This is a genomic window from Thermoplasmata archaeon, assembly GCA_035632695.1.
In the GTDB taxonomy this organism is placed as follows: domain Archaea; phylum Thermoplasmatota; class Thermoplasmata; order RBG-16-68-12; family RBG-16-68-12; genus RBG-16-68-12.
The window spans coordinates 1-6,648 of sequence record DASQGG010000175.1 but is presented as its reverse complement, the minus strand read 5'-3'; the positions used below and the strand labels follow the sequence as shown (position 1 = coordinate 6,648).

General features: G+C 61.7%; 8 protein-coding genes. 4 read left to right on the top strand and 4 right to left on the bottom strand.

The window, feature by feature from the left end:
• Window positions 1-217 (top strand): hypothetical protein (locus tag VEY12_11125; GenBank protein ID HYM40670.1); only part of this gene is annotated, 217 nt, incomplete at its 5' end.
• 68 nt (window positions 218-285) lie between these two features.
• Here the strand turns inward: VEY12_11125 and VEY12_11120 are convergent.
• Together VEY12_11120 and VEY12_11115 are read right to left on the bottom strand one after the other, a co-directional pair.
• Window positions 286-786 carry an NYN domain-containing protein gene (locus tag VEY12_11120; protein HYM40669.1) on the bottom strand — a complete coding sequence of 167 codons (501 nt, stop codon included), beginning with the start codon at window positions 784-786 and terminating at the stop codon, window positions 286-288.
• A complete protein-coding gene (locus VEY12_11115) occupies window positions 770-1,363 on the bottom strand; it encodes a type II toxin-antitoxin system CcdA family antitoxin (GenBank protein HYM40668.1) in 594 nt (197 codons plus the stop codon). The genes VEY12_11120 and VEY12_11115 overlap by 17 nt, the downstream gene beginning before the upstream one ends.
• Before the next feature lie 135 nt (window positions 1,364-1,498).
• Here VEY12_11115 and VEY12_11110 point away from each other — a divergent pair, with 135 nt between their 5' ends.
• On the top strand, window positions 1,499-2,392 hold the full coding sequence (locus VEY12_11110) for a CRISPR-associated endonuclease Cas1 (GenBank protein ID HYM40667.1): 894 nt from the start codon (window positions 1,499-1,501) through the stop codon (window positions 2,390-2,392).
• A 75-nt stretch (window positions 2,393-2,467) separates the two neighbouring features.
• Here VEY12_11110 and VEY12_11105 read toward each other — a convergent pair whose 3' ends face one another.
• The gene (locus VEY12_11105) at window positions 2,468-3,175 is read right to left on the bottom strand and encodes a hypothetical protein (GenBank protein ID HYM40666.1); all 708 of its coding nucleotides are present in this window, start codon (window positions 3,173-3,175) and stop codon (window positions 2,468-2,470) included.
• A 301-nt stretch (window positions 3,176-3,476) separates the two neighbouring features.
• Here VEY12_11105 and VEY12_11100 point away from each other — a divergent pair, with 301 nt between their 5' ends.
• Entirely contained in the window at window positions 3,477-3,920 is a 444-nt protein-coding gene (locus tag VEY12_11100) for a hypothetical protein (GenBank protein HYM40665.1), read from the top strand.
• Window positions 3,917-5,875 (top strand): hypothetical protein, encoded by a 1,959-nt coding sequence (locus tag VEY12_11095; protein ID HYM40664.1) that lies wholly within the window; start codon window positions 3,917-3,919, stop codon window positions 5,873-5,875. Before VEY12_11100 ends, VEY12_11095 begins: the two co-directional genes overlap by 4 nt.
• Window positions 5,876-5,936: 61 nt before the next feature.
• Here the strand turns inward: VEY12_11095 and VEY12_11090 are convergent.
• Window positions 5,937-6,648, bottom strand: a 712-nt coding sequence (locus VEY12_11090; GenBank protein ID HYM40663.1) for a hypothetical protein, incomplete at its 5' end; no start/stop codon positions are given.

Genomic DNA, 6,648 nt, shown 5'->3' with positions numbered 1-6,648 from the left:
ACCTGAGGATGTGGCCCAACGCCTTGAACCTCGTCGGAAAGAGTTCCGTGCATTCAATGTAGGTTTGATGGCGGTTAACGTCAAAGAGAAATCGGTCAAGGTAATCGTGCTTCCACGTGCGGAGAAGCCGACCTCTCAGCCGCATTATCTCTTTGCCATCGCGACATTCCTACGCCGAATGAATGGCGGCAGGAAAGTTGTCGCTCGTCGACCATGACCGCTGCATGTTCATCGCGACGAAGGCGGGGCCCTCAAGGCGCAGGATTGACGGGGGGCGCAGCGACATCATGCATGGTACGTGGTCACCTCTCGGACCGGGGTCCATGCCTCCTCCAGGGAGACGAAGAGATCTGCACGAGCCCGCAAGGCTTTGTTGCAGTTATCAGGAAACGCGCAGACGACTACGGCCTTCCCCTTGCGCCGGGCTAAGTCGATTGCGGGCACGAAGTCGCCGTCCCCGGATGCGACGACGAGGACGTCCGCGCCGAGATCATACACCGCCTCGGCGATGTCCACGGCCATGGTAGTGTCAACATCCTTGGTATTGTAGGCGCCAGGCACGAAGCGGACGGAGAACCCTGCCTGGTTGTATCGCCGGGCCAGCTGGTCGGCCGGTAGGCCATCTTTCATCGCCAGGTACACCGTTGCTCCAACCATGTGGCCGAATGGCCGGGCGAGCTGCAAGACCTGCTCCGGTTCGAGCGCCCTGCCCAGCTCCTTTGCCTCCCGGTACACGTTGGGTCCGTCGAGGAAGAGCGCTACCCTGGGACTACCGCCTTCGTGCATGCTTCCTCCCCTTGGTCGAGGTCGTCTTTAGTGGGCGCAGGGCTTTCTTCGCGCCCGGCTCCGCCTCGATCTTCGCGATGGCTTCGATCAAGCGACGGGCGACCTCAAGGGATTCCAGTCGCTCATGCCGCTTCGCCTTGCCCTTCTCCAGGGCCTCGATGAAGTTTTGCAGGATTTGCTCCGGGTTAAGGAAGTAGATCTCTGTGTCCTCACGCAGCTTCTCGAACGGGAGGAGCACCTCCCCATCGGGGAACCAGAAGTGCCCTCCCGGCTGTAGGAAGATCTCCTCCGTCGCGGTCTCGAGATGCGGCTTGGAAGGCCCCAGAGTATCTTCGTAGGTGATGTAGTAGTTCGCTACGTGGACGGGGACGTCGTACTCTTTCAAAAGAGGCGTCATCGTGTCGAACATCGCCTGATAGTGGTCCATGAGGGCCACCCGACTCTCGTCGTGCGGATCGAACACCCAACCTCGAAGCACCTTCTCCGTGAGTTCGGAGATGTTGATCCCGAGGTGTTTTGCCTTCTCGACCGTTCCTGCGTCCACGGTGAGGGTTAGCTTGCTCTTCCGAACCGGCATGCGATCCTCGGGCCTGGGAAAGCTGGGGAGCTATATAAAGATACGTACGAATAGCACGTGTGCACGTGTATTCAACCCGTGCTCCTGATAATTCAGAACCAAGGTTCAAGGGCGGCGAAATCCATCACTTTCTCCATGAAAATCCTCTTCCTCGGCGACCACGGACCCACGAACATCCGGAGCACGAAGGACGGACTCATCATCGGTGATGCCTCTCCCGTCCCGCCTCCCGACTTCGCTTACGACACGATCCTGATCGGCAACACCAAGGGCTTCGTGTCGTATGCGGCCCTCAAGACCCTCGGCAAGTGGGGGATTACGGTCGGCCTGCTCGGACGGAGTGGCACGCCCCTTGCGACATTTGTGCCGTGGGCTCGCAACGACGCACCCCTTCGCCTCGCGCAGATGCAGGCCGCGCTCGACGAAGGCCGCCGGGTCCAAGTCGCGCGGGCCATCCTAGAGGCCAAGATCGGTCAACGCGTTCCGCGGGACGTGCGGGCGGTCCGCGACCTCCGGGGCTACGAGTCGAAGGTCGCCCAGGTGTACTGGAACGCCCTCGGCGTCAACCGCCTGTCGGGATACTACAAGACCCTCCACGCGAAGGCCACCACATCCGTCAACGCGGCGATCAACTACGCACAGGGCGTCCACGCAGTCCTATGTCGACGGATGATCTCCCTCGTCGGATTGGACCCGGCCGTCGGCTTCCTCCACCATGCGACTTACGACAAGGATGCATTCGTCTACGATTGGCAGGAGCTGGCCCGACAGGTTGTTGATCGGGAGGCGATCGCCTTCGCCCGCGAGACACCGGCAGCCTTCCTGCGGGATGAGGATTGGGTCTACCGGCTCAAGAACAACGCCGCAAAGCAGTTGGCCCTACAGACTGGGGAGGCGCTGTCCCGGAAGATCTCTTACCACGGCGAACGCGCGACCATCGAGACCGTACTGACCGGGGAGCTCCGAAAGCTCGGCGGATGGTTCCGCAAGCCTACGGGCTCGTTGTCCCTGCACGCGATCCCAGCGTAGGCGTGCGCCTTCGAAGGAAGGGAGGGGTCGACGCCCATCCTACGGAGAAGATGCCCTATCGCGCGGGATTGCGTTCTACGCCCAAGCTCCACAGTAGGGGCATTCCTCCGTTTCATCCGGGAGCCACACGATAGCGCCCGCCTTCGCGGGACACTTGTGGACCCACTCGTCCCCGGCATCGGGAAGTTCCCAGGGGTCTCTCGACTCGTCGCTGTCGAAAGATTCCTTGTATTCCCCGCCGTCGTTGTGGTGGCCCTGTCGCCGTGACGCGAATTCAGTCCCCTTGTGTAGGCGTTCCGCGTCCCGCCTCCGGAGCTGGTCGATCAGATTGCGTTCCTCGCGCTCCCGTTCAGATTCCGGGGCGTGCTTCGCGCAATACTTCCCGCCACCGACGGCCCCGATGTACCGAAACCACTTCCAGGCAGGGTCTTCGGGTCCGGGCGGTTTCAGGTCTTCCCATGCGGGGATCGCCGGTATGGGACGGCCGCGTTCGACCACCGGGTCTCCACAGATGGGGCATACGTAGATCGCCGTGACCTCCCGAGTCGGGCCCCTCCCATCGTCCAGAATGTATCCGCCGCCCTCCTCGTCAGAGACGGTCGTGACTCGCCACACCTTGGGGTGCTTGAACCCGGGAGGCAACCGGTCAACAGGCAACCGCGTCCCGTCCTGTAGGGTGATGATCCAAGCGCGGGGCATCGGGACGGTGTCCTTGATCGTTGGGACGTCCGCGAATGTCACAGTCCCGTCTTGGAGCTTGATGCGGTAGCGTTGCTGGCCCATGCAAGACTGGCGGGTGTCTCGTGGGGCATGGAGATTTGCTCCTGCCAATCACGGACGCGAATGAACCCCGCCATCTGGCTCGCCGACGGTTACAGATTAGCACGCTTCCGGGGGAATTAGGCCTACGCCAGAAGATGAGGCGATACACCAACATGACGCCGACACAGCCAGCCGTGCAGGGGCCGGGCCGTCTCCCGGGTTTGCGACCGTCTAGGGACCCATTGGACGTACAAAATGATACATTGCCGAGATTAGTTGAGAAACACGCGCGCCGCCCGTCGCGGCAGGAGGTGACACAATCATGAAGGAGATCAAGGAAGTCAAGACGCCCAGCTCCCGGCAAAGCCAACGAGAGCTTTCCCGACAGTTCCTCAAGGAACGTCTCAACCGAGGGACGTCCCAAGGCGTCGCGCGCGACGCCCACAACGCTCTGGTTAAGCTCAGCCCGAGGCAGATCGAGGACCGCTGGGGCTACAAGTGGCGCGGGCTCTCGGGCGCGAAACCCCTGACTGCCGAGGAGACCCACCGCATCGAGAAGTCCCGGAGCCGCCACCAGCGCGAATCGGGACGGGCGGCCCGCGAGGAATTCCGAGCCAGGACGTCGGCGGACAAGAAACTCGCAGAGCGCCTGAACCTACCGGAACCCGAGGTCGACTATCAGGAGGCCCACGATGCCGGAGTCCTGTACCGCGCGACCGAGGACGAGATCCAGCGACAATTCTTCGAGGAGGGGAGCCCCCGATGAGATCCCGGTACGTCACGCACTCGAAGCCGCGGGTGCAGGGATTCGACACCGAGGCGGACATCAACGGGAACCTCATCGTCGCCTGCAGCCCGAGGAAGAAGTTCACCTTCCAATGGGCGCGCTGGAGGGCGAACCCGAGGCGGGAATGCCTGCGGCTGCTGCTCTTCTTGTGGGACGAGGGATGCGACTTCAACTTCTGCTACAACCTGAAGTACGATCTCGCGGTCCTGCTGAAGCCGCTGGCCTTCCGATTCCTGCGAGCGATGAAGAAGGACAAGAGGTGCCACACCGTCTCGTTCGGCCCCTATCGCGTCACGCTGCGCGGAACGTCGTTTGTTCTCCGCAGAGACGGCAACAACCATCCGAAGCGCTTCTTCGACGTCGCCAACTTCTTCTCCGACGGCGATCAGCCCCTCCGGTTGGAAGAGGCCGCCGAGACGTTCCTGAACGAGCACAAGACCTCGACGGACCTGGGCGAAATCTTGGGCGGCCTCGGAGGCCGCGAGTACTTCCGGGCGCATCGCGCCGAGGTCGTCGCCTACTGCAAGCAGGACGCCCTCCTCGCCAAGCGACTGGCGCAAGTGCTTCGGGACTTCTGCCCCGAGATCTTCGGCCGAGAGCTGTGGCCCACGCGGTACAATTCGAAGGCTTCCATCAGCAAGGCCGCGGTCGAGATCTTCAGTCCGGAGCTGGCGGCAACGAAGCCCTGGATGGACAGGAAGCGGGGCTTCAACTCGCTCGCCCGGAAGGCGTTCAAAGGCGGCATCTTTTGGACCCCGATCCTGGGTCGCGTGACGGACGTGATCGAAGAGGACATCACGAACGCCTATCCCGACACGTTGCGACGCCTGCCCGACATCTCTCTGCTTCGTCGCAGATGCTCGAACAGCTACCACCCCGAAGCTCTGCTGGGAGCGTACCTCATCCTGGTCGACTACGACGGGTTGCTGCCCCTCTCTCCCGAACTTCGAGGCAAGAAACGCGGCAGTGCGCACATCCTGTACCCGACCAGCCGTGGCCTGAAGCGACCGTACTACGCGTCCAAGGCCGAAGTCGAGTACTTCCTCGAAACGCGACGCATCACGCCCGAGGACGTCCTCTTGGCCGAAGAGTACTTCGGACCGTACGAGCCACAATTCTCCTGGCTCGACCCCTTCTTGGTGAAGATCAACGCCCTCAAAGAGCGTTTGAAGGACAATCCGGATGATCGCGAAGCCAAAGTCAAGCGCCAGCTGTTCAAGATCGTCGTCAACGCCTTGTACGGCTGCCTCGCCGAATCGCGGCACGGCGAGACGTCCATCACCACCTGGCCGTATGCGGCGGAAGTGACCGCACGAACGCGCGTCAAGATCTGGAGGAAGGTCAAGGACATCGAGGCCTGTGGCGGCTTCGTCGTCTCGATCAACACGGACTCCGTTCGATATGTCCTGCCCCCCAAGATTCGGGGACCGATCCCGCAATCGTTCAAGCACGGTGTTGGCGAGTTTGAGCGTAAGCTCCTCGGACGTACGGTGACCCACTACCAGTCCGGGATCGCAATCATCGAGAGCCCGGGAGTCTGCGTGCAGGAAATCTGTCTCGACGGACCCAATGTGCTCTGCACCAGCAAGGACTGTCACGACGTCGTCGTGCGGTGTCGAGGCAAGCCCTACCTCCGAAATCATCCGGACGTCCTCCGGAACGCAGTCGGCCCTACGGTATCGGTGCCCAGCAGGCACGTCACGACCTTCTTGGAGGGCCTGCAGCGGGGAAAACTCGAAGAGATCGGTCGATTCGACGACCCCTCATCAGATGAGGACGACACGCTCATCGACCTCAGGAGCAACCTGCGAGCCTTCGGATATCCCGAGGACGCCCTGACGTTTGAGACCCTGAACGCCCGGATGGTGCGGGGGACGCCCCACATCTTCGATGAGGTAGCAGGGCCCGATTCGCAGCACGTGCGGCTCTCCTGAACTCCACCCTCACGTCCCCACCCTCAGCAGTGGGGTCCTTGCCGACGGCCCCGGAGCCCCTCTACTTCTTTGGCAGCCAAAAGGGGAAGAGTGTCTTGGTGAGCTCTTTGCGTCGTTTCGGATCGCGGACGTACTCTGCGAGCGCTATCCCCACGGGGATGTATGCTGGAATCCATAACAGCGTAACAGGAATAACAGCGAGAAACGAACGCGGCATCCAGCCGGTACCTAGCCACGCGGTAGCATCTGTTACTAGGTACAATGTCACGGGGAGTAGCGCAATGATGACTCCGAGGAGCAGGAGCGCGCGCGACCCAAAGCGGACTCCACGCCGCTTGCGCTCCTTGGCAAACAAAGGTATCGCGGCAAGGGCCGGTCCCCCCGAGAGTGCATACAGCAAGAAGCCGGTGCCTTCATTCGCTGGAATCACGATCGGGCCCGACAAGGCCAACGAAGCATAGTAGACGGCGTCCGGAGTCTGGTAGCTCGCATTGAACGTCACGCCAAGTAGGTCCGGAGTGGGTACAGAGAAAAATACGGACCCATTCACTGTGCGTAACTTCTGGACGAAGCTCGTGTGGTCGGGGAGCAGTGCGGCCATCCTGATGGTAGTATCAACGCTCTGACAAGTCTGATTGCTCTGATAGAACAGGCACGGTCGCACGGTCCATCCGCCGGAGACCGGAATCGCAGCCGGCGTGGCAAGCAACTTCAGCTGCACGGGAATCCCAACTAGCGACAAGGGATAGAACCCGGCTATCTCACCGCTCCCA